The following is a 21,663-nucleotide window of genomic DNA, read 5'->3' as shown; positions in this document are numbered from 1 at the left end:
TTTTAATTTGCGATGGTTTGGTTTTATTGATATCTGTTTTTTTAAATCAAAATAAAAACATAAATAAACTAATATATAGTAGATTACAGAAAAATAAAGTTACATTTGCTACATTATTATAAATAAGTACATATGAACATTTTTGTTGGAAGCCTTCCATTCAGTATTGAGGAAGCAGATTTAAGAGAGTCTTTCGAGGCTTACGGAGCAGTAGATTCAGTTAAAATTATTACTGATAAATTTACTGGAAGAAGCAAAGGATTTGGTTTCGTTGAGATGCCAAACGACAGCGAGGCTCAAAAAGCAATTGATGAATTGAACGGAGCTACTGTTCAAGGTCGTACAATTGTTGTTAATAAATCTGAACCAAAACCTGAAGGTGAAAGAAGAAGCTTCAATAACAACCGTGGAGGTGATTCTCGCGGAGGTTACGGAAACAACCGTGGTGGAAATGACCGTGGTGGTAACAGAGGAGGATATTAATATTTTTTTCTAAATATATAAAAGGGATCAACTTGCGTTGATCCCTTTTTTTTGTTTCAGGTTTCAAGTTTCAGGTTGTTGGAACATGAAACAAAATAAACTTGAAACCTGAAACTAAAATAAGTTAGCTACAAGCCAGTCTCCAACTTCACTGGTTTTATAAGCTTTAGTACCTTTTGGAGCCAGGTCTTCGGTAACAATTCCCTGTTCTAAGGATTGATTTACAACTGCTCTAATGGCTTCGGCTTCGTCTTTTAATCCAAAAGCATCTTCAAACATCATGGCAGCTGATAAAATAGTAGCCAGCGGATTTGCGATATTCAATCCTGTAGCTTGGGGGTAAGATCCATGAATTGGTTCGTAAAGAGAAGTGTGTTCTCCAACAGAAGCAGAAGGCATTAATCCCATAGAGCCCGAGATTACAGAAGCTTCATCAGTTAAAATATCTCCAAATAAATTCTCGGTAATCAGAACGTCATAAGAATTAGGCCATTGAACCAATCGCATGGCAACGGCATCTACAAACTCGTAAGATACGGTAACTTCCGGGTAGTCTTTTTCCATTGCCTGTACTGTTTCTCTCCATAAACGCGAAGTTTCCAGAACGTTCGCCTTGTCAACACAGCATAATTTTTTGCTGCGGGTCATTGCCAGTTCAAAGCCTTTTTTTGCCAGACGTTGTACTTCAGCTCTGGTATAAACACAATTGTCAAATGCTGTGTCGCCATTATCTTTTCTTCCTTTTTCCCCAAAGTAAATCCCTCCTGTCAATTCTCTTAAAAAAACCAGATCAGTACCTTCGATTCTTTCTCTTTTTAAAGGAGAATTATCAATTAAGGATGGAAAAGTGAAGGTCGGACGTACATTCGCAAACAATCCTAATTTTTTGCGCATGAGCAATAAACCCTGTTCCGGACGTACTGGTGCACTTGGATCATTATCATATTTTGGATGACCGATTGCGCCAAATAAAACTGCATCGGCTTTCATGCATATTTCGTGAGTTTCATCAGGATAAGGAACTCCAACGGCGTCAATTGCACATGCTCCGGTTAAGGCTGGTGTCCATATTATTTCGTGATTGAATTTTTTTGCAATAGCATCAGATACTTTTACCGCTTCGTTTATTACCTCAGGACCAATTCCGTCTCCTGCTAAAAGGGCTATGTTTAATTTCATTCTATGTGTGTTATTTAAGGTTCTAAGATTCTGAGTTGCTAAGGTTCTAAGATTTTTTCTAATTAGCACATTTAGTAACTTGACGTTGTTGTTTGTTCTTAGGTTTTTAGTTGCTTGAATTCTGGTTTTTTCTCAGTACCCTAGAATCTTAGCAACTTAGCACCTTTTATCAAGTAACTATATTAAGCATTTTTTGAGTGGCTATAATTGCCGCAACGGTCTGGTCAGAATCTAATCCTCTCGTTTTAAATTCTTTTCCGTTGTTGACCCAGGTGATGATGGTTTCACACAAAGCATCAGAGCTGCTTCCGGGAGGGATTCTTACGGCATAGTCAATTAATTTGGGAAGTGTTAGTTTTTTGTTTTTATAAATTTTGGATAATGCATTCATAAAAGCGTCAAACTGACCATCACCCTGAGCATTTTCTTCGATAATTTCATCGCCGAATTTTAAGCATAAAGTAGTTGATGGACGCATTCCTTTTGAGTGAACTAATATATAGGATTCAATTTTTATTCTTTCTTCGTAAGTATGGCTGTCGAGAACATCAGAAATAATGTACGGGAGATCTTCTTTGGTTACCGTCTCTTTTTTGTCTCCCAGTTCGATGATTCTTTGTGTGACCAATTTCAAATCTTCCTGATTCAATTTTAAGCCTAATTCCTGAAGATTCTTTTCGATATTAGCTTTTCCTGACGTTTTTCCTAAAGCATATTTTCGTTTTCTTCCAAAGCGTTCCGGAAGTAAATCATTAAAATACAGATTGTTTTTATTGTCTCCGTCGGCATGAATTCCGGCAGTTTGCGTGAAAACATTGTCTCCCACAATCGGTTTGTTGGCAGGGATTCTGTAGCCAGTAAAAGTTTCTACCAGTTTACTTACGGTATACAAAGAAGTTTCCTTAATGTTGATGCTCACTTCAGGCAGGTAATCGTTTATCACGGCCACTGTGCTTTCTAAGGGCGCATTTCCTGCACGTTCACCCATTCCGTTTACGGTTACATGAAGTCCGTTGATACCGGCTTTTATGGCTTCCATAACATTGGCAACGCTTAGGTCGTAGTCGTTATGAGCATGGAAATCAAAATGAATTTTAGGATATCGGGCTCTGATTTTTGAAATAAACTCAAAAGTTAGGGACGGTATTAGCACACCCAAAGTATCCGGAAGCAAAATTCGTTTAACAGGCTGTGTGGATAGAAAATCCAGAAATTGAAAAACATAGTCAGGAGAATTTCGCATTCCGTTACTCCAGTCTTCCAGGTAAACATTGGTTTCAATATCATTCGCCCGGGCTAAACTGACGATGTGTGCGATTTCAGAAAAGTGCTGTTCAGGTGTTTTTTTTAATTGATGAGTAAGATGATTTAGGGAGCCTTTGGTCAATAAATTTTGAACTCTTGCACCAGCTTTTTTCATCCATTCTATCGAAACGCCACCGTCAACAAAGGCAAGAACTTCAATACGATTGATGTATTCTTTTTCGGTTGCCCAGGTAGTGATGCCTTTTACGGCCTGAAATTCTCCTTCGCTTACACGTGCAGAGGCAATTTCGATTCGGTCAATATTTAATTCCTCCAACAGTAATTGTGCAATGGTCAGTTTTTCTGCAGCAGAAAATGATACTCCCGAGGTTTGTTCGCCATCACGGAGTGTCGTATCCATTATTTCAATTTTTCTTTTTTCCATATTGATTTTCCAAATTCCTTTATACAAATAGATTGTTGTTGTGTTGTCTGGTTTTGTTTAAGTTATAAGACCCGACAGATTTTAAAAAAAACCTGCCGGGTCTCATAGGACTGAACCTGATTTTTTAATAAGGAAGTTTGTCAGCAAAAGCAACAATGTCTTCTTTAATGTTTTGTAAATAATCAATGTCATCAAAGCCATTAATCATGTTGTTCTTTTTGTATCCGTTAATGGCAAATGATTCCTGCTGGCCTGTCGACAATAAGGTAATCGTTTGATTCGGTAAATTGATTTCCAGTTCTGTTTTAGGATCAGCCTCGATAGCTTTGAAAATGGTTTCGGCAAATTCAGGGCTTACCTGAACCGGAAGAACTCCAATATTTAAGCAGTTTCCTTTGAAGATATCTGCAAAGAAGCTTGAAACGACAGCTCTGAAACCGTAATCGTAAACTGCCCAGGCAGCGTGCTCTCTTGAAGATCCTGAACCGAAGTTTTTTCCTCCCACCAGAATTTTTCCGCTATAAGTTGAATCGTTTAAAACGAAATCAGTTTTTGGAGTATCGTCTCCGTTGTATCTCCAGTCTCTAAACAAATTGTCTCCAAAACCTTCACGTTTTGTAGCTTTTAGGAAACGAGCCGGAATGATTTGATCGGTGTCTACGTTTTCAATTGGCAGTGGCACCGCACTGCTGGTAAGTATGTTGAATTTATCGTATGCCATTTTTTTCTGCTTTAGGCTGTTTTTCTGCTTTAGGCTATAAGCTGTATGCTTTAAGCTTTTTGCACAGCGATTGTTTTTTTATTTGCTTCAGGAAGCCTTTTTTTATAATCTGATTAAAGCTTAAAGCCTATTGCTTAAAGCTTACAGCAAGAATTAAAATAATTCTCTTGGGTCTGTTAATTTTCCGGTAACAGCAGCTGCAGCAGCCATAATCGGACTTGCTAATAATGTTCTTGAGCCTGGGCCCTGACGACCTTCAAAATTTCTGTTGGAGGTGCTTACTGCATATTTTCCGGCAGGAACTTTATCGTCGTTCATAGCCAGACATGCAGAGCAACCAGGCTGACGTAATACAAAACCGGCATCCGTAAGAATGTCTAAAATACCTTCTTCTTTAATTTGAGCTTCAACAACGTGAGAGCCAGGAACTAGCCAAGCCGTTACATTGTCAGCTTTTTTTCTTCCTTTAACAATCTCGGCAAAAGCTCTGAAGTCTTCAATACGCCCATTGGTACAGCTTCCTAGGAAAACATAGTCAATTGGCTTTCCAATCATTACATCGTCTTCTTTAAAGCCCATGTAAGCCAAAGATTTTTTGTAAGTTTCCTCACCACCTTCAACTTCTTTTGCATTTGGGATATGTTTTGAGATACCAATTCCCATTCCCGGGTTAGTACCATAAGTAATCATTGGTTCGATATCGGAAGCATTGATGTTCAGTTCGGCATCAAAAACAGCATCAGGATCCGTTTTTAGGGTTTTCCAGTAGGCAACCGCTTTGTCCCATGCTTCTCCTTTTGGAGTGAATAATCTTCCTTCAAGGAAATCAAAAGTAGTCTGATCCGGAGCGATCATCCCACCACGGGCACCCATTTCAATACTTAGGTTACAAACCGTCATACGGCCTTCCATGGTCATATTTTCGAAAACATCTCCGGCATATTCAACAAAATAACCGGTTCCGCCTGAAGTCGTTAACTGAGCGATAATATAAAGCGCAACATCTTTTGGCCCAACTCCCTTGCTTAACTGACCGTTTACGTTGATACGCATTTTCTTTGGTTTTGGCTGCATGATACATTGCGTAGAAAGAACCATCTCAACCTCAGAAGTTCCGATACCAAAAGCAATCGCTCCAAAAGCGCCATGAGTAGAGGTGTGTGAATCCCCGCAAACAATAGTAGCACCTGGCAAAGTAATTCCGTTTTCAGGACCTACTACGTGTACAATTCCATTTTTAATGTGTCCTAGTCCCCAGTGTGAAATACCATATTCATTGGCATTGTCTTCAAGTGCTTTCAGCTGATTGGCAGACAGAGCATCTTGTACTGGCAGGTGTTGGTTAATAGTTGGAGTATTGTGGTCTGCAGTTGCAAAAGTACGCTCCGGATATAAAACGGAAACGCCTCTGGCTTTTAATCCTAGAAAAGCAACGGGACTTGTAACTTCGTGAATAAAATGGCGGTCAATAAAAAACACATCTGGTCCATCTTCAATTTTACGCACTACATGTGAATCCCATACTTTGTCAAATAATGTCTTACTCATTGTTTTGTTTTTTTAATTGTAATTTCTATAACCACAGCAATTTCTGCTTATATATAATAGGAAAGCAAAATTAAAAAAAGCTAAAAAGTGGTCAATTTCAATATTTCATTATATACGATACCCAAACTAAAAATACGAATTGCGATTGGCTTTTGAAAAATCTGTTTTTGGTCGCAAAAAGAATCACGGATAAGTATTGTTTTTCTTTCCGAAGTTAATTTCCAGAGAGTAGCTTTGAATTTTAGCAGTTGATGGATTTGCCTTGAAATCACCATAAAATATAGGTTTTAGGGTTGAAAAATGTAACAAAATCAACAAAAAAGGCGATTTTTATTGATTTTGAATTCCTTTTTAAGTTTTTGGGATCTCAGATAAAAACACTTTTTAAGCGTACTTTGACGCTTTGAGGAGGAATATGTATCTGTGTTTTTTTACTGGAAATAATACGACATCCAAGAAGCGTATTTTTTTCTTTTTTAGAATGAAATTAAATGAAGAAGTAGAGGATTGCTTGTGGAGAAATTGACGGATAATGACGGGTATCTGACATTTGCTTTTAAAAGCTAGTGCTAATTTTGAACAATCTAATTTTAAAAATAATGTTATGAATTTAAATGAATTTGCGTACAAACTGGGAGTTTTGGGAACTGTAATTATTTTGCTTTGGGTAGGACTTTTTAAGTTTACAGCAGTGGAAGCCGGAGCAATAAAAGAATTGGTCGAAAATCATTTTGCTATGGGCTGGATGTATAAAGTAATGTCGGTTCAGCAGGTTTCAAATCTTATTGGGATTTTTGAAGTGTTAACGGGGATTGGTTTACTGGCTTCTTTGTTTTTAAGAAGAATTGGTTTTTATGCAGGCTTTGCATCAGCGGTTATATTTGTGACAACATTGAGTTTTCTGGCGACCACTCCGGGTGTTTTTAAAATGGTGGAAGGATTTCCTGTAACCGATTTTTTTATTTTAAAGGACATTCCGTATTTGGCAATTTCACTGATGGTTTTTGTGAATGGTAAAGAATAAAAAATATTGAGCGGTGTTGATAAAAACCTGCATTCTTTCTCTAAAAAAAAGACTAAATTTGAACTTCCTCAATTTTGTATCTCAACTTTTCTTATGATTCATATAATCAGTTGTTTATGTGATGCGGAACGTAGAATTTGGAATTTTAAATTTGTCTTTTTATACCTATGTACTTAATATTCGATACTGAAACCACCGGATTACCAAAACGATGGGATGCTCCGATAACCGATTCTGATAACTGGCCTCGCTGTATTCAGATCGCATGGCAGCTCCATGACGAAATGGGGCAGCTCATAGAGCATCAGGATTATCTGGTTAAGCCTGACGGATTTAATATTCCGTACGATGCCGAGCGTATTCACGGAATTTCGACAGAATTGGCCGATGCTGATGGAATCACGCTGGCCGAGGTTTTGGAGAAATTCAATATCGCTTTAAGTAAAACCAAATTTATTGTTGGTCAGAACTTAGGTTTCGACGTCAATATTATGGGGGCTGAATTCCATAGAATGGGAGTCGATTCTCCTATGAGTTCGATGCCGGTTTTGGATACTTGTACAGAAGTTACCGCTTCGTTGTTAAAGCTTCCGGGTGGACGTGGAGGAAGATTCAAATTGCCAACGTTAACAGAATTACACGAATATCTTTTTAATAAACCTTTTGCAGAAGCCCACAACGCAACTGCCGACGTTGAGGCAACTACGCGTTGTTTTCTGGAGTTAATCAGAAGAGAGGTTTTTACTAAAGAAGAACTGGATGTTCCAAAGGATTATTTTAAGGAATTCCAAAGTAGAAATCCACAGGAGTTTCCATTAATCGGATTAAAACACATCAATTTAAAGGCTGCTTCTGACAAGATTAGAGAGCAGTTAAAGGCTTTAGAGTCTGTTGGACAAGAACCTACCATTTCGCATTCAGACAGAGAAGATTTTAAAGCGGCAAAATATGCGCATTTGCACAATCATACACAGTTTTCGGTACTTCAATCTACTATCGGAATTGGAAATATTGTTTCGGCTGCAGCCAAAAACGGAATGCCGTCCGTGGCTATGACGGATACCGGAAACATGATGGGGGCTTTCCATTTTGTGAGCGCCGTTATGAATCATAATAAAGCAGCTTCAGGAAAAAATAAAGCTTTGGTTGAAGCTGGAGAAGAACCGACTGAAACCGAAGTAAAACCAATTGTAGGCTGTGAATTTAATATCTGTGAAAATCACTTAGACAAAAGCAAAAAAGATAATGGTTACCAAGTTGTTTTACTGGCTAAAAATAAAGCAGGTTATCACAATTTGGCCAAAATGGCTTCGATTGCCTATACGGAAGGTTTTTATTATGTTCCGAGAATTGACCGTGCCATTGTAGAGCAATATAAAGGTGATATCATGGTTTTGTCCGGGAATTTATACGGAGAAATTCCGAGTAAAATTCTGAACATTGGTGAAAATCAAGCTGAAGAAGCTTTGATTTGGTGGAAAGAACAATTTGGTGAAGATTTCTATCTGGAAGTAATGCGCCACAATCAGGAAGATGAGAATCGTGTCAACAAAACGCTGATTGAGTTTTCTAAAAAACACGATGTAAAGTTAATCGCTACTAACAATACTTATTATTTAAATAAAGAAGACGCCAATGCGCACGACATTCTATTGTGTGTAAAAGACGGTGAAAAGCAGGCAACACCAATTGGTCGTGGGCGAGGTTACCGCTACGGACTTCCAAATCAGGAATATTATTTCAAGTCGCAAGAGGAGATGAAAAAACTCTTTGCCGATTTGCCGGAAGCCATTATCAATATTCAGGAAATTATTGATAAGGTTGAAGGATATTCGCTTTATCGTGATGTATTGCTTCCTAAATTTGATATTCCAGAAGAATTTGTTGATCCGGAAGATGAAAAGGATAATGGTGTTCGTGGTGAAAATGCTTACTTGCGAGACCTTACAATGCGAGGAGCCGAAAGAAGATATGGCGTAATAACCGAATCGATTCAGGAACGTTTGGATTTTGAATTATTAACGATTTCAAATTCAGGATATCCGGGTTACTTTTTGATCGTACAGGATTTCATTGCCGAGGCCAGAAAAATGGACGTATCGGTAGGTCCCGGCCGTGGATCTGCAGCTGGTTCAGCCGTTGCGTATTGTCTCGGAATTACGAACATTGACCCCATTAAATACGATTTACTTTTTGAGCGTTTCCTAAATCCTGACCGTGTATCGATGCCCGATATTGATATCGACTTTGATGACGAGGGGCGTGGACGTGTAATGGATTATGTAATCAACAAATACGGTCAAAAACAGGTGGCACAGATTATCACGTATGGTAAAATGGCAACCAAATCGGCAATTCGTGATACGGCGCGTGTATTGGATTTGCCATTATTTGAAGCCGATAGAATTGCAAAACTGATTCCGGGAATGATGCCCTCAAAATGGAATTTGGCACGTTTTATTTCTGAGAGTGAAGACGAGGTCAAAAAAGCACTTCGTTCGGACGAATTTGATAATGTAAAAGAGTTAATCGCTATTGCCAATGAAGATGATTTGGCGGGAGAAACCATTCAGCAGGCAAAAATCCTTGAAGGATCGATGCGTAATACCGGTATTCACGCCTGTGGGGTAATCATTACACCTTCGGATATTACGAATTATGTTCCTGTTACCACCGCAAAAGATTCGGATTTATATGTAACTCAGTTTGATAACTCGGTTGCAGAAAGTGCCGGATTGCTGAAAATGGACTTCTTGGGTCTGAAGACCCTTACACTGATAAAAGATACCGTAAAACTGGTAAAATACAGAACGAACATTGATCTGGATCCTGATACTTTTCCGATTGATGACGAAGAAACGTATGCGCTTTTCCAAAGAGGTGAAACGGTTGGAATCTTCCAATACGAGTCGCCTGGGATGCAGAAATACATGAAAGATCTAAAGCCAACGGTTTTTGGGGATTTAATTGCCATGAACGCATTGTATCGTCCGGGACCTTTGGAGTATATTCCGTCTTTCGTTCGAAGAAAAAATGGTGACGAGGAAATCAAATACGATTTGGATGCCTGTGCCGAATATTTATCAGAAACCTACGGAATTACAGTTTATCAGGAGCAGGTAATGCTTTTGTCTCAGTCTTTGGCAGGATTTACAAAGGGTGAGGCCGACGTTTTGCGTAAAGCGATGGGTAAGAAACAAAAAGACGTACTGGATAAAATGAAGCCGAAGTTTGTGGAACAAGCAGCGCAAAAAGGCCATGATGCAAAAGTTTTGGAGAAAATCTGGAAAGACTGGGAAGCCTTTGCGAGTTACGCCTTCAACAAATCACACTCGACTTGTTATGCCTGGATTGCTTACCAAACGGCTTATTTGAAAGCACATTATCCGGCAGAGTATATGGCTGCGGTACTTTCGAATAATATGAACGATATCAAACAGGTTTCCTTCTTTATGGAAGAATGTAAACGTATGGGCTTACAGGTTTTGGGGCCGGACGTAAATGAATCGTACTATAAATTTACTGTTAATGATGATTATGCCGTTCGTTTTGGAATGGGAGCAATCAAAGGGGTAGGTTCCGGAGCCGTAGAGACAATTGTAGAAAATAGAAAAGACGGAAGATATAAATCGATTTTTGACTTGGCCAAGCGAATTGATTTGCGTGCCGCTAACAAAAAAGCGATTGAAAATTTAGCATTAGCAGGGGGGTTTGATTCTTTTGAAGGAACAACCAGGGCACAATATTTCCACGATGAGGGAGATGGAATTACATTCTACGAAAAAGCGATGCGTTACGGATCGAAGTTTCAGGAAAATGAAAACTCCTCACAGGTAAGTTTGTTCGGAGAAACCAGCGAAGTACAGATTGCTGAACCTGTCGTACCTCCTTGTGAAGACTGGAGTACCATGGAAAAACTGGCAAAGGAAAAAGAAGTAGTTGGAATCTATATTTCAGGACATCCGTTGGACGATTTCAGATTTGAGATGAAATACTTCTGCAATAACAAATTGGAATCCTTGAAAAGTATGAACGAGTTTGTTGGTAAAAATCTGAATTTTGCCGGAATCATAAACAATGTTCAGCACCGTGTGGCTAAAAACGGAAAGGGCTGGGCTGTATTTAACTTAGAGGGGTATGATGAAAGTTATGAGTTCAAGATTTTTGGGGAAGAGTATTTAAAATTCCGCCATTTCTTAATTCAGAATAATTTTGCATTCATCAAAATATTAATAAAAGACGGTTGGGTAAATCATGACACCGGTAAGAAATCGGATCCAAGAATGCAATTTGTTGAAATCAGGCAATTGCAGGATATCTTGGAAGCTTTTGCCAAAAAGCTGATTTTGCTGTTAAACATAAAAGACCTTCAGACAGATTTTATTCATAGGTTAAGCCATTTGTTTAGCGAGAATAAAGGAGACAATTCAGTGACTTTTGAGATCATGGAATTGGAAAAAGTAAAGAGATTGGTTGAGGTAGAAACGCCAAAAGATTTTGAAGAATCTACTTTTGAAGAAGAGAACGACAGGGAAGATGATGGAATAGAAGAAACAAAGATTCAGGAAGTAAATGAAGTTGAGGAAATTAAGGTTGTAAACAAATTAACGATGCCAAGCCGCAGGTTAAAAATAAAAATCTCAACAGAGCTATTGATAGAATTGGAAAAAATGCAGGTGAATTTTAAGTTAAATTAGATTTTAACAGTTAAAATTTAAAAGAATGTATTTTTTTTACGTTAAAATTATGCATGCATAATAGTTTTTTAGTAATATTGCTCAAAATTACAACGATTTCGTTCCAAGTCTAACAACGCAAACCAGAAGATTATGTTAAAATAATCTATGTTTGTAAAAATTAATTAAATCAAAATTATGAAAAAGAACCTATTTTTATTAGGGTTATTAGTTTGCTCTATGGCCACAATGGCGCAAACAGAAAAAGCAGATAAACCGGAAAGCTGGTATTTTAAATTGGGTGCATCTTACTTCAACCAAACTGCTTCTACAGAATTTCCTGTCGTTGGAGGTCAATTGCCAAACAGAGATGTTTATGCAGGTACTTTAGCAAATAATAAATTGGCATCTAGAGAAAGTGTTACTGGGTCTTTTGGACAAGGTTTCAGAAGTGGAATTACTGCAGGTTATAGATTCTCAGCACGTTTAGGAGTTGAGATGTCAGCTAACTACTATGTAAGTAATGAAAAAACCATGTCACAAACGACTAACAGACTTATTTCATATAATCCAGCTACTAGTCCGGCAGCTACTTATGTAAGTTTTACAGCGAATGGAGAAATTAAAGCTTTTGATTTAGCACCAGCAATCGTGATGTTTTTAGGAGAAGCTCATGGTTTTGAACCATACACTAAAGTAGGAGTTATTGTTCCTGTTCATGGTACATTGGATATTAAAACGGATAGACAGTATACGACGTTTGTAGGAGCTAATCAAGTTGCTTCAACAAATGCTTTCTCAAAAGATGTAGTTAAACCAAATCCAACAATCGGATTTATGGCATCTTTAGGTACCTCTTATAAATTAGGGAAACATATTTCTGCTTTCGCAGAATTGGAATACCGTAACTTTACAGTACACGGAAAGACTAAAGAAACTACAATATATACTGAAAATGGTGTAGATAAATTAAATGAAACAACTGCTTTCAGAGCTGCTTCATATTCTGCAACTCATACTAAATATGTAGATCGTTTAGACGGAAACTCTAATAATAAGGAGTATAATCCATCAGGGTACGATTCTACTAAACCAATGAACGAATTAAGTTCTTATGTTGGAATTTCAGGTTTAGGATTGACTTTAGGTCTTAAATACAGCTTATAATTTTATATAGTTTTAGTTTTTAGAAAAAGAGGATATTCATTTCGAATATCCTCTTTTTTTGTGCCCTGTCATTTCGACTGAAAGGAGAAATCGCACAAACAATTCCGAAAGAAACTACGCGTTGAAAGTCGCCAATCTTTGTCGATCTGCTAATGTGATTTGCTTCGCCTGTTCGCTATCGCTCGAGTCTCTTTTTAGTCGAAATGACAAGATTGTGGTTCAATTAATGGTAACAGGAAAAAATCTGCAAAATCTGCGTGCTAAAAAAGCATTAATCTTTGGCGAGCTTTTAATGTGATTTCTCCTTAGGGCGAAATTAAAAACGAAACATAAGAGTAAGGGATAAAAACAAAAAAAAGCCACTTTCTATAGTGGCTTTGCAATTTTTTAATCATTCACATCCAGATAAGGATTTAAAATTTCGGCTAATTGATTGAGCCAGTAAAATCCATTTTGGAGGTTGGTCTTCTCGGATTGTAGGGATTCGTGTTCCTGCATTACGCTTAAGGCAAGTGCATAGTTTACCTGACGAATGGTTTTGGCCATTGTTTCAGGATCGATCGAATTGCTGAAAAAATCAGCTAACCTCAATTCGGTTTCTTTGTTGAAGGTGTTTGTACTCATAATCTCGAAATTTAGGAAATAAAAAACCCGCATGGGTTAGCTGTCCTACGCCTTCGAGAACGCGTTGCAGTTGTTTCCAATACCGCCAGCATACCATACGGGCAAAAAGTTTTGTTGTGTTCATATTCTCGATGTTTAGGACTGCAAACATACGAAAATCAGAAAAGTTAAGGCGAATTTCCTTATTTTTTAACTTGTGTAGTTTTTGTTTTTTGTGTCAAAAATGACAAGATTGTGTTTAGAAATAATAAACCCGTGTAGTTTAGGTGTCCTACGCTGCAAGAGCGCTGCAGTTGTTTCCAATACCGCCACCATACCACACGGGTAAAAGTTTTTCTGAGTGCATAAGCTCTCGTATTTAAGGCAAACTTTAAAGAGAAAAATCTGCAAAATCTGCAAAATCTGCGTGAAACAAAATGGGCTTGCTCTTTATCTAGAGTTTCTAAACTCCTTCAATACTTCATCAATCACCCAGGTTGTTCTGGCAGCAGAGGTTCCTTTTGATGGTGAGAAACCGTCTTTGCCTAAAATTTCAGCAACAACAGTTTCAACAAGTGGTAATTGAATGTGAAGCGGATTTTCGATCGTAATACTTTCTTTTTCACCATTTGTATATTGAATATGAATTGGGTCATTACCGAATGTAGAGAACGAAATTTTACCTTTATCGCCTACAATATCAGTATTGTCGTAACGCTCAAAACTGGCAAAATTCCATAAACCGGTTCCGTGGATTCCGTTTTCGAATAAAAATGACATCGAAACCGAATCTTCGGCCGGATAAGCTTTGAGCTGTGAACTCGCATGCCCGCGGACTGATTTAATCGGACCAAATACAAAATCAAGAAAATCTAAGGTATGACAAGCCAAATCGACAAATATTCCACCACCGGAAATATGTGGTAAAACCGTCCATGGTAAATTGATTTCGTCGTCGTAGCGCTTCTCAAACGGATGATATAAAACACAATTTACATGTCTGATAGTTCCTATTTTACCTTGTTCTATAAGTTCTTTTATCTTCAGGAATCTTGGAAGGCTTCTTCTGTAATAAGCTACAAATAAAGGCACATTGTGTTCTTTACAAACGCTGATCATTTCGTTGCATTCTTCAAAATTTAAAGCCATTGGTTTCTCTACGTAGACAGGTTTCCCGGCCTTGGCACATAAAATGGTATATTCTTTATGAGAAGATGGAGGCGTAGCGATATAAACGGCATCAACTTCAGGATCATTAATTAAATCGATGGCGTTGGAGTACCATTTCGGAACATTATGACGTTTGGCGTAGTCTTCGGCAAGAGCTGCATCCCTGCGCATAACAGCAACTAAAGCTGAATTTGAAGCTTTCTGAAAAGCAGGACCGCTTTTAACTTCCGTTACATTGCCGCAGCCTATGATTCCCCATTTTACAATTTTCATTTTTCTAGTTTTTTAGTTTTTCAAATTTAGAAAGTTTGCCACGAATTCACGAATTATTTTTCATGCAGATTTATAAAAGTTAGCCACAGATTAATATGATTCTCACAGATTAAAAATCATATTAATCTTTTTAATCTGTGGCAAAAAAAAAGCCACGAATTCACGAATTATTTTTCATGCAGATTTATAAAAGTTAGCCACAGATTAATATGATTCTCACAGATTAATATGATTCTCACAGATTAAAAATCATATTAATCTTTTTAATCTGTGGCAAAAAAATAAAGCCACGAATTCACGAATTATTTTTCATGCAGATTTATAAAAGTTAGCCACAGATTAATATGATTCTCACAGATTAAAAACCATATTAATCTTTTTAATCTGTGGAAAAAAATAAAGCCACGAACTCACAAAAATAATTCGTGAATTCGTGGCTAAAAAATTTAGCTTAAAGGTTTACTTTTTTGGTAAAGCTTTAATTCCCATATTGTAAAGTGTAAACGCCTGAACATCTACATTTTCCTGAATGGTTGCGGCAACAGATTTTCCTGCACCGTGACCTGCTTTTACATCAATACGAATTAATACCGGATTTTCACCTGTTTGTTTCTCTTGCAGCTCAGCAGCAAATTTAAAACTGTGCGCAGGAACCACACGGTCATCATGATCACCGGTAGTTACCATAGTTGCAGGGTACTTAACGTCTTTTTTTACGTTTTGTACCGGTGAGTATCCTTTTAGATATTCAAACATTTCTTTGTTATCCTGTGCTGTTCCGTAATCATAAGCCCAACCTGCACCGGCAGTAAAAGTATGGTAACGTAACATGTCCATTACACCAACAGCTGGTAAAGCAACTTTCATTAAATCAGGACGCTGTGTCATAGTCGCACCCACTAATAAACCTCCGTTAGAACCTCCGCGAATAGCAAGGAAGTCTGAAGAAGTATATTTTTGTGCAATTAAATATTCGCCAGCCGCAATAAAATCGTCAAATACATTTTGTTTTTGCAATTTAGTTCCGGCATCGTGCCATTTTTTACCGTATTCACCACCACCTCTTAAATTGGCAACAGCATAAACTCCTCCGTTTTCTAACCAAACGGCATTTGCAATACTGAAACTAGGAGTTAAGCTAACGTTGAATCCGCCGTATCCATAAAGAATAGTTGGGTTTTTACCGTCTAATTTTAATCCTTTTTTGTAAGTGATGATCATCGGGATTTTTGTTCCGTCTTTTGAAGTATAGAACACTTGTTTTGATTCGTAATCTTCGCTTTTAAAATCAACTTTTGGTTTTTGATAGATTTCAGATTTACCTGATTTTGGTTCAAATGAATAGATCGTTCCGGGAGTCGTGTAATTGGTAAAGCTGTAGTATAATGTTTTATCCTCTTTTTTGGCCCCAAATCCACCGGCACTACCTACTGCAGGGAGTTTGATTTCACGGATTAGTTTTCCATTGTAATCGTATTGTTGTATAAATGAAACTGCATCTTTGGTATAATTGGCAAAGAAGAATCCACCACCGGTTGTAGGGGATAGGATGTCCTTAGTTTCTTTGATAAAATCTTTCCAGTTTTCCGGTTTTGGATTGCTGATATCAACAGTAACTACACGTGAGTTTGGTGCATTTAAGTCTGTATCGATAAATAATTTAGTTCCTTCATTCTCGATAATCTGATTGCTGCTGTTGAAATTGTCTACAATCGTTACAATCGGACTATTAGGTTTCGTTAAATCTTTGATGAACAACTCATTTCCGTAAGTAGAATTGGCTGCAGAAATTACCAGATATTTGTCGTCTTCTGTAACATATCCGCCAATATATCTGCGTTTTTGATCAGCTCCGTAGATAACTTTGTCTTCTTTTTGAGAAGTTCCCAGTTTGTGGAAATACAATTTATGCTGATCGGTTTTTGCAGATAGTTCACTTCCTTTTGGCTTATCATAACTGGAGTAATAAAAACCGGTATTTCCATGCCATGAAACCCCGCTGAATTTTACATCAACGATGGTGTCTTCCAATACTTTTTTAGTGATAGCATCAATAATGATTACTTTTCTCCAGTCACTTCCTCCTTCAGAAATAGCATAAGCTGCTTTTGATCCGTCTTTCGAGAAGTTTAATCCTCCAAGAGAAGTGGTACCGTCTTTAGAAAAAGTATTCGGATCTAGAAAAACCTCTTCTTTACCGTCTTTTCCTTTTCTATAAACTACAGATTGATTCTGAAGTCCGTTGTTTTTAGAATAGTAAGTGAATTTTCCTTCTACAAACGGAGCACTGATTTTTTCATAGTTCCATAGTTTTTCCATGCGCTTTTTAAGTTCATTGCGGAATGGAATTTTGTCTAAATAACCATAAGTTACCTCATTTTGAGCCTTTACCCAGGCTCCAGTTTCAGCCGACTTATCGTCTTCAAGCCAACGATACGGGTCGTTTACTTTAGTGTCAAAATACACATCAACCGTTTCGCCTTTTTTAGTTTGGGGATACTGAATTTTGCCTTGCCCGAACGAAATTCCTGCAGTTGTGATTGCCATTAGAAGAAATGTTTTTTTCATAATTTTTGTTTAACGATTGTAGCAAAAATAGCATTTTTGTTGTGAAATAATAATGATAAAAAGTTAAACCATATAAGGCGTACAAGCTTGCTTAGTCAGGTATTAACTAATCTTAGCTATATGTCGTATATGGTTTAAAAATGTTACAGATTGAAGTTAACTCCAAGGACAATATTTCGTCCTATGTTTGGTATACCGTCCGTTTTTAATCTTGACAGGTGAGCAATATATTTTTTATCCAATAAATTGTTTCCGTTTAGGTTAACATCAAAAGCATGTTTGCCTAGTTTTACTGTTCCACCAAAACCTAAATTCACTAAAGTATATCCTTTTGAAGCAGTTTCAAAACCACTTACATTATTTTGGCTAAAAGTAGAAGAAACATTTAGAGAAGCATAGCCTTCTTCAAACCAATTTTTGATTTTGAATTCAGTTCGTAAAGTATTATTCCAGTTATTAGCAGGAATTAAAGGCAGGTAATCATTGTTTTGTTTTTTACCGGTTACCGTTTCAAAACTGGTTTCAAAATGCAGCCAGTCCAGCGGATGAGGGTGAAAGTGTAAACCTGCTTCACCTCCGTATAATTTGGCGTTATTCTGAACATAAGCAAAAACATCGTTGTTATCACGTACTTCGCCTGTTGGTGAAGTGTAAATGTAGTTGTTCACATGATTGTAAAATCCGTTGATGAAAAACTCAAAGTGTGTGTTTTTATATTCTAAGTTTAAATCGGTTTGAACGTTTTGCTCGTTTTTTAAATTAGAATTTCCAACTTCATAACGGTTCGTTCCTTCGTGAACCCCGTTTGACGTAAGCTCGGCTAAGTTTGGCGCTCTGAAACCTGTTGCTACATTCAGTCTCAGTGTTAGAGGTTCTGCAAGTTTGGTTTTATATCCCAAAGAAGCATTAAAACTATCAAAGGAACGGTCTAAAGGCAGAAAATAACCTTCTTCACCTTCGGTACCGTGGGCTTCAGAAGTTACTTTTCGATTGTCAAAACGTAATCCGGCTTGTAAAACATTATTATTCCATTCGTAATTTGCAGTTCCAAAAGCACCAAAGTCATTTGTAGTTGCATTCGGAATTAAATATTCTTCCCCGGAATTTTTATTAGTCTGATGCATTCCCTGAACACCAACAATCGTTTCAATTTTACCGAATTTTGGAAAATGATATTTGGCATTGTAATTAAAAGTATTCAGTTTCATATGAAGTGCAGCAACATTACTGTCTTCAAATTCACTTCTGTCATTCGCAATGTAGCCTAAATCAACATCCAGTTTAGAGTTTTGAAAAAAGATCACATTGTTCAAACTCAATAAATGGTTGAAGATTCCTTGTCTTGGGAACAATGTGTTTTTGCTTGATGACTGCTCTGCGATTCCTTCTTCGGGAATACCAATGTCGAGCTTGTTGTAATTGTAACGTAAAACACTTGAGAAACTAGAGTTGCTGTATCCAACTCCGGTTTTAAAATCGGTTTCATTATAGCGGGTATTGGTCACACGATCACCGTCGGCAATTTTATAATCAGAATGAGTATTGAAGCTTCCTCTGGCTAAGAATTTCCAGTTGTCTGTTGAAGTTTTTAAGCCAATAGAAGAATTACTTCCCTGTGTATTGGTGAAGTATTTTTGACTAAAATTAGCCTTGAAGGTATTTGCGTCGGCAAATTTTTCAGGATTAAAATACAAAACACCACCTAAAGCATCAGATCCGTATAATAAAGAAGCAGGCCCTTTGATTACTTCGACACTTTCTATTCCGGCATCATTAAGTCCCAGACCATGTTCGTCTCCAAATTGTTGATTTTCGATACGAACTCCTTGCGAGTATACTAAAACACGATTTCCGCTTAAACCTCTAATAACCGGTTTTCCAATAGAAGTTCCCGTAGAAATTTGAGAAACTCCCGGAATAGTTGCCAGACCTTCGATTAAAGTTGAAGTTCCTTTTTGTTGTAATGTTTTAATGCTTTCATGTTCTACTTTCATTACGTTTTGCGATTGCAATTTGTTGAAGGGAGTTGAAACCACAACTTCATCCATTTCAAAAACAGATTCCGTAAGTGTAATGTCTAGAGTGTTTTCTTTTAATAGTTTAGAAATGGTCTTGCTTTGCGTAGTATAACCGATAAGTGTAAAAGAGAGTCGGAAACTACCGTTTGGAAGATTCTTAAAATCGTATTTTCCGTTTTCATCTGTTGTTGTTCCTTTGTGTAGTTCAGCTGCATAAACAGATACGCCGGCTAAGGGTTTGTTTTGAAGATCGATAACAGTTCCCGATACCGAATTTTGAGCAGAAAGAATGCCCGTAAACCCTAAAATAAGGGCCAATATTAGTTTTTTCATTTGAAAATGATGCTATAGTTAATTGAATTTGTCTTGCAATCTGAAACTAAAATCAACGGTACAACCTGCCGAACCTGAAAGTTTCAGGATGGGGAAATTCACCAATTTTTTAGAATTAGATTAAAAAGAGTTTAAATTTATTTCGTGTATTACGAAATTTAGGCAACTATAGCTTGCGGAGGCCCCCTTAGTAAATAGGCACTCTCTAAAAACGAAAATAATCTTTCTGAAAGAGTAAAGAAGTACGGAATTTCGTTATCGAAATCGTGAAACTGAAGCGCAATTTCTTCCGGAACAATATAACTGCCAAAAGCAAAATGACAAACATAACATAAGTCATAATTATGGTGCTGATGCGTTATTTCGCCACTTGGATCATTATAGTCGTGGTGGCATTGTTTTTCTGAAAGCTGCTTTACAATATGCTCATAACTGTGTATGGACTGAAAGAATATTGAGAACAATATCATCAGAACCAAAGAAACACTTAATATGAGTTGTTTTCTTTTCATGACACACAAAGGTATAAAAGATAGAAGAAAAATAGATTTATTTTTTAGATTCTGTTAACGATTCATTGAAAAAAGTTTAGAAAAGGCATTTTTTTTGGATCGAAAAGCGAATAATTACATTCAAATGGTATCCTGAACTGGCATTATATTATATTTGTAATTGAAATAAAACTACCCTAAAAAACGTTTACTTGAAAAACTCTTTAAAACCAAAATACGATATGCGACTACTATTTAGCTGTTTGTTTTTAGTATCGTTTTTTAATTCTTTTGCCCAGGAAGTAAAGCCGGAGGTCAAACCGGAAGTGAAGCCTGTTGTTAAAATAGATTCATTGTATCGGGAAGATCAGTTTTATTTTTCGGTTACCTATAATCTTCTGACTCAGGTTCCACAAGGACTTAAACAAAATAAATTCTCTGTCGGACTTTCTGCCGGTTTTCTGCGTGATATGCCAATCAATAAAAGCAGAACGGTTGCCATTGCAACTGGTTTGGGTTTGAGTTATCAAAATTACAACCAGAACCTGACGATTGCTAAAGATGCAGATGGTAAGTTGACTTATGAAGTAACCGATTACAATGATATCAAATCAAACCGATACAAACAGTATATGGTTGATCTTCCGATAGAATTTCGTTGGAGAAATTCGACCTACGAAAGTTATAGATTCTGGAGAATTTATGGAGGATTTAAGCTAAGCTATGTTTTTTCTAATAAGTCTCTTTTAGACACCGGAGAAGAGTCTCATAAAATTTCGAACAATCCTGATATAAACAGACTTCAGTACAGTGTATACATGGCCGTTGGTTATAACACCTGGAATCTTTACCTTAATTATGGACTAAATCCTTTGTTTAAGAATGTAACAACGGTTTCAGGACAAAACATTAATGTAAGAACGCTGAATGCAGGATTGATTTTCTATATTTTATAGCCACAAATTCAGAAACAATAACTGCGGTAAAATTCCAATAAAAGTTCCGATTACTAACTCATTAGGAGAATGGGCTTCCATTTCTAAGCGTGATGAAGCGACAATTCCCGTCATTAAAATCAGGAAAGCACTCCAATAAGGATTTTGCAATTGAAGATGTGTGTTCAGCCCAATCACAAAAATGGTGAATCCGCTAAGGGCCATCATGTGTAAGCTTGCTTTTATTTTGAACAGCGAGCAAATCAGAGCCAGAATGGTACTGAACAAAGCGCCCAGAAAAAAGAAATGCAATTCAGGATAACGGCTAATGATGATGCTTCGTTTTACCAGTAAAATATACAAAAAACACTGTAAAATCAGAGGGATTTTGCGTTGTGAAGTTTCGTGAATCATAATAGAATTCACACGCCCCGTCGAACGTAGTAAAAGATAAAACAATATGGGTACTAAAATGGTGATGATGAGAATTTGAAGCAGCACATAATATTTTTCCTGAGTACTAAAGAGATCGTGTTTGAAGAAAAGATAAAATAAGGTGGCGTACATCGATATAAAAATCGGATGAAAGATATAGGAGAATATAGGCAGGATTCTTTTCAAAACGTTGTATTTAGTGGTGTTAAGCAAATATAAACAAATATTGTTTTTTTGCTACGAATCGTGTGAATTAGCAAGAGTTAAAATTCGTGCAATTCGCGGCAAACTTTTTAGTAATCTGTGGCAAAAAGTGCCACAAAGAATTAGTGAAAATTTGTGAAATTCA

General features: G+C 37.1%; 15 protein-coding genes. 5 read left to right on the top strand and 10 right to left on the bottom strand.

Annotated features, from left to right (window positions below; all coding sequences use genetic code 11):
• Positions 1-132: 132 nt before the first annotated feature.
• Positions 133-483 (top strand): RNA recognition motif domain-containing protein, encoded by a 351-nt coding sequence (locus BHE19_RS03985; RefSeq protein WP_017494671.1) that lies wholly within the window; start codon positions 133-135, stop codon positions 481-483.
• Positions 484-597: 114 nt separating this feature from the next.
• Here BHE19_RS03985 and leuB read toward each other — a convergent pair whose 3' ends face one another.
• The 4 genes from leuB to leuC all read right to left on the bottom strand — a co-directional run bounded on the left by leuB (position 598) and on the right by leuC (position 5,621).
• The gene (gene leuB / locus BHE19_RS03980) at positions 598-1,662 is read right to left on the bottom strand and encodes a 3-isopropylmalate dehydrogenase (protein ID WP_070906062.1); all 1,065 of its coding nucleotides are present in this window, start codon (positions 1,660-1,662) and stop codon (positions 598-600) included.
• 169 nt (positions 1,663-1,831) lie between these two features.
• Entirely contained in the window at positions 1,832-3,352 is a 1,521-nt protein-coding gene (locus BHE19_RS03975) for an alpha-isopropylmalate synthase regulatory domain-containing protein (protein WP_070906061.1), read from the bottom strand.
• 124 nt (positions 3,353-3,476) lie between these two features.
• Positions 3,477-4,073, bottom strand: a complete 597-nt coding sequence (gene leuD / locus BHE19_RS03970) for a 3-isopropylmalate dehydratase small subunit (RefSeq protein ID WP_017494674.1) — start codon at positions 4,071-4,073, stop codon at positions 3,477-3,479.
• Between the two features lie 153 nt (positions 4,074-4,226).
• On the bottom strand, positions 4,227-5,621 hold the full coding sequence (leuC, locus tag BHE19_RS03965; protein WP_070906060.1) for a 3-isopropylmalate dehydratase large subunit: 1,395 nt from the start codon (positions 5,619-5,621) through the stop codon (positions 4,227-4,229).
• A 604-nt stretch (positions 5,622-6,225) separates the two neighbouring features.
• Between leuC and BHE19_RS03955 the strand changes: the two genes are divergently transcribed.
• The 3 genes from BHE19_RS03955 (at position 6,226) to BHE19_RS03945 (ending at position 12,488) form a co-directional block, all read left to right on the top strand.
• Entirely contained in the window at positions 6,226-6,645 is a 420-nt protein-coding gene (locus tag BHE19_RS03955) for a DUF417 family protein (RefSeq protein ID WP_017494677.1), read from the top strand.
• A 167-nt stretch (positions 6,646-6,812) separates the two neighbouring features.
• On the top strand, positions 6,813-11,342 hold the full coding sequence (dnaE, locus tag BHE19_RS03950; RefSeq protein ID WP_070906058.1) for a DNA polymerase III subunit alpha: 4,530 nt from the start codon (positions 6,813-6,815) through the stop codon (positions 11,340-11,342).
• 177 nt (positions 11,343-11,519) lie between these two features.
• On the top strand, positions 11,520-12,488 hold the full coding sequence (locus BHE19_RS03945; RefSeq protein ID WP_026109781.1) for an outer membrane beta-barrel protein: 969 nt from the start codon (positions 11,520-11,522) through the stop codon (positions 12,486-12,488).
• 387 nt (positions 12,489-12,875) lie between these two features.
• Here BHE19_RS03945 and BHE19_RS03940 read toward each other — a convergent pair whose 3' ends face one another.
• From BHE19_RS03940 to BHE19_RS03920, 5 genes are all read right to left on the bottom strand, one after another.
• Positions 12,876-13,112 carry a hypothetical protein gene (locus BHE19_RS03940; RefSeq protein ID WP_070906057.1) on the bottom strand — a complete coding sequence of 79 codons (237 nt, stop codon included), beginning with the start codon at positions 13,110-13,112 and terminating at the stop codon, positions 12,876-12,878.
• 429 nt (positions 13,113-13,541) lie between these two features.
• Entirely contained in the window at positions 13,542-14,534 is a 993-nt protein-coding gene (locus tag BHE19_RS03935; RefSeq protein ID WP_070906056.1) for a Gfo/Idh/MocA family protein, read from the bottom strand.
• A 459-nt stretch (positions 14,535-14,993) separates the two neighbouring features.
• Positions 14,994-17,102 carry a prolyl oligopeptidase family serine peptidase gene (locus BHE19_RS03930; protein WP_070906055.1) on the bottom strand — a complete coding sequence of 703 codons (2,109 nt, stop codon included), beginning with the start codon at positions 17,100-17,102 and terminating at the stop codon, positions 14,994-14,996.
• Between the two features lie 143 nt (positions 17,103-17,245).
• Complete coding sequence (locus BHE19_RS03925; protein WP_070906054.1) at positions 17,246-19,453, bottom strand: TonB-dependent receptor; 2,208 nt, start codon at positions 19,451-19,453, stop codon at positions 17,246-17,248.
• A gap of 158 nt (positions 19,454-19,611) precedes the next feature.
• Positions 19,612-19,965 carry a hypothetical protein gene (locus tag BHE19_RS03920; RefSeq protein WP_070906053.1) on the bottom strand — a complete coding sequence of 118 codons (354 nt, stop codon included), beginning with the start codon at positions 19,963-19,965 and terminating at the stop codon, positions 19,612-19,614.
• Between the two features lie 221 nt (positions 19,966-20,186).
• Between BHE19_RS03920 and BHE19_RS03915 the strand changes: the two genes are divergently transcribed.
• Positions 20,187-20,900 carry a porin family protein gene (locus BHE19_RS03915; RefSeq protein ID WP_070906569.1) on the top strand — a complete coding sequence of 238 codons (714 nt, stop codon included), beginning with the start codon at positions 20,187-20,189 and terminating at the stop codon, positions 20,898-20,900.
• On the opposite strand, the gene BHE19_RS03910 is transcribed toward BHE19_RS03915, so the two are convergent.
• Positions 20,895-21,500 carry a hypothetical protein gene (locus tag BHE19_RS03910; RefSeq protein ID WP_070906052.1) on the bottom strand — a complete coding sequence of 202 codons (606 nt, stop codon included), beginning with the start codon at positions 21,498-21,500 and terminating at the stop codon, positions 20,895-20,897. The genes BHE19_RS03915 and BHE19_RS03910 overlap by 6 nt on opposite strands.
• Positions 21,501-21,663 lie beyond the last annotated feature (163 nt).

Source organism: Flavobacterium tructae, from assembly GCF_001853485.1.
Classification (GTDB): Bacteria; Bacteroidota; Bacteroidia; order Flavobacteriales; family Flavobacteriaceae; genus Flavobacterium; species Flavobacterium tructae.
The sequence above is the reverse complement of the archived record's forward strand: the minus strand, read 5'-3'. Positions and strand labels throughout refer to the sequence as shown.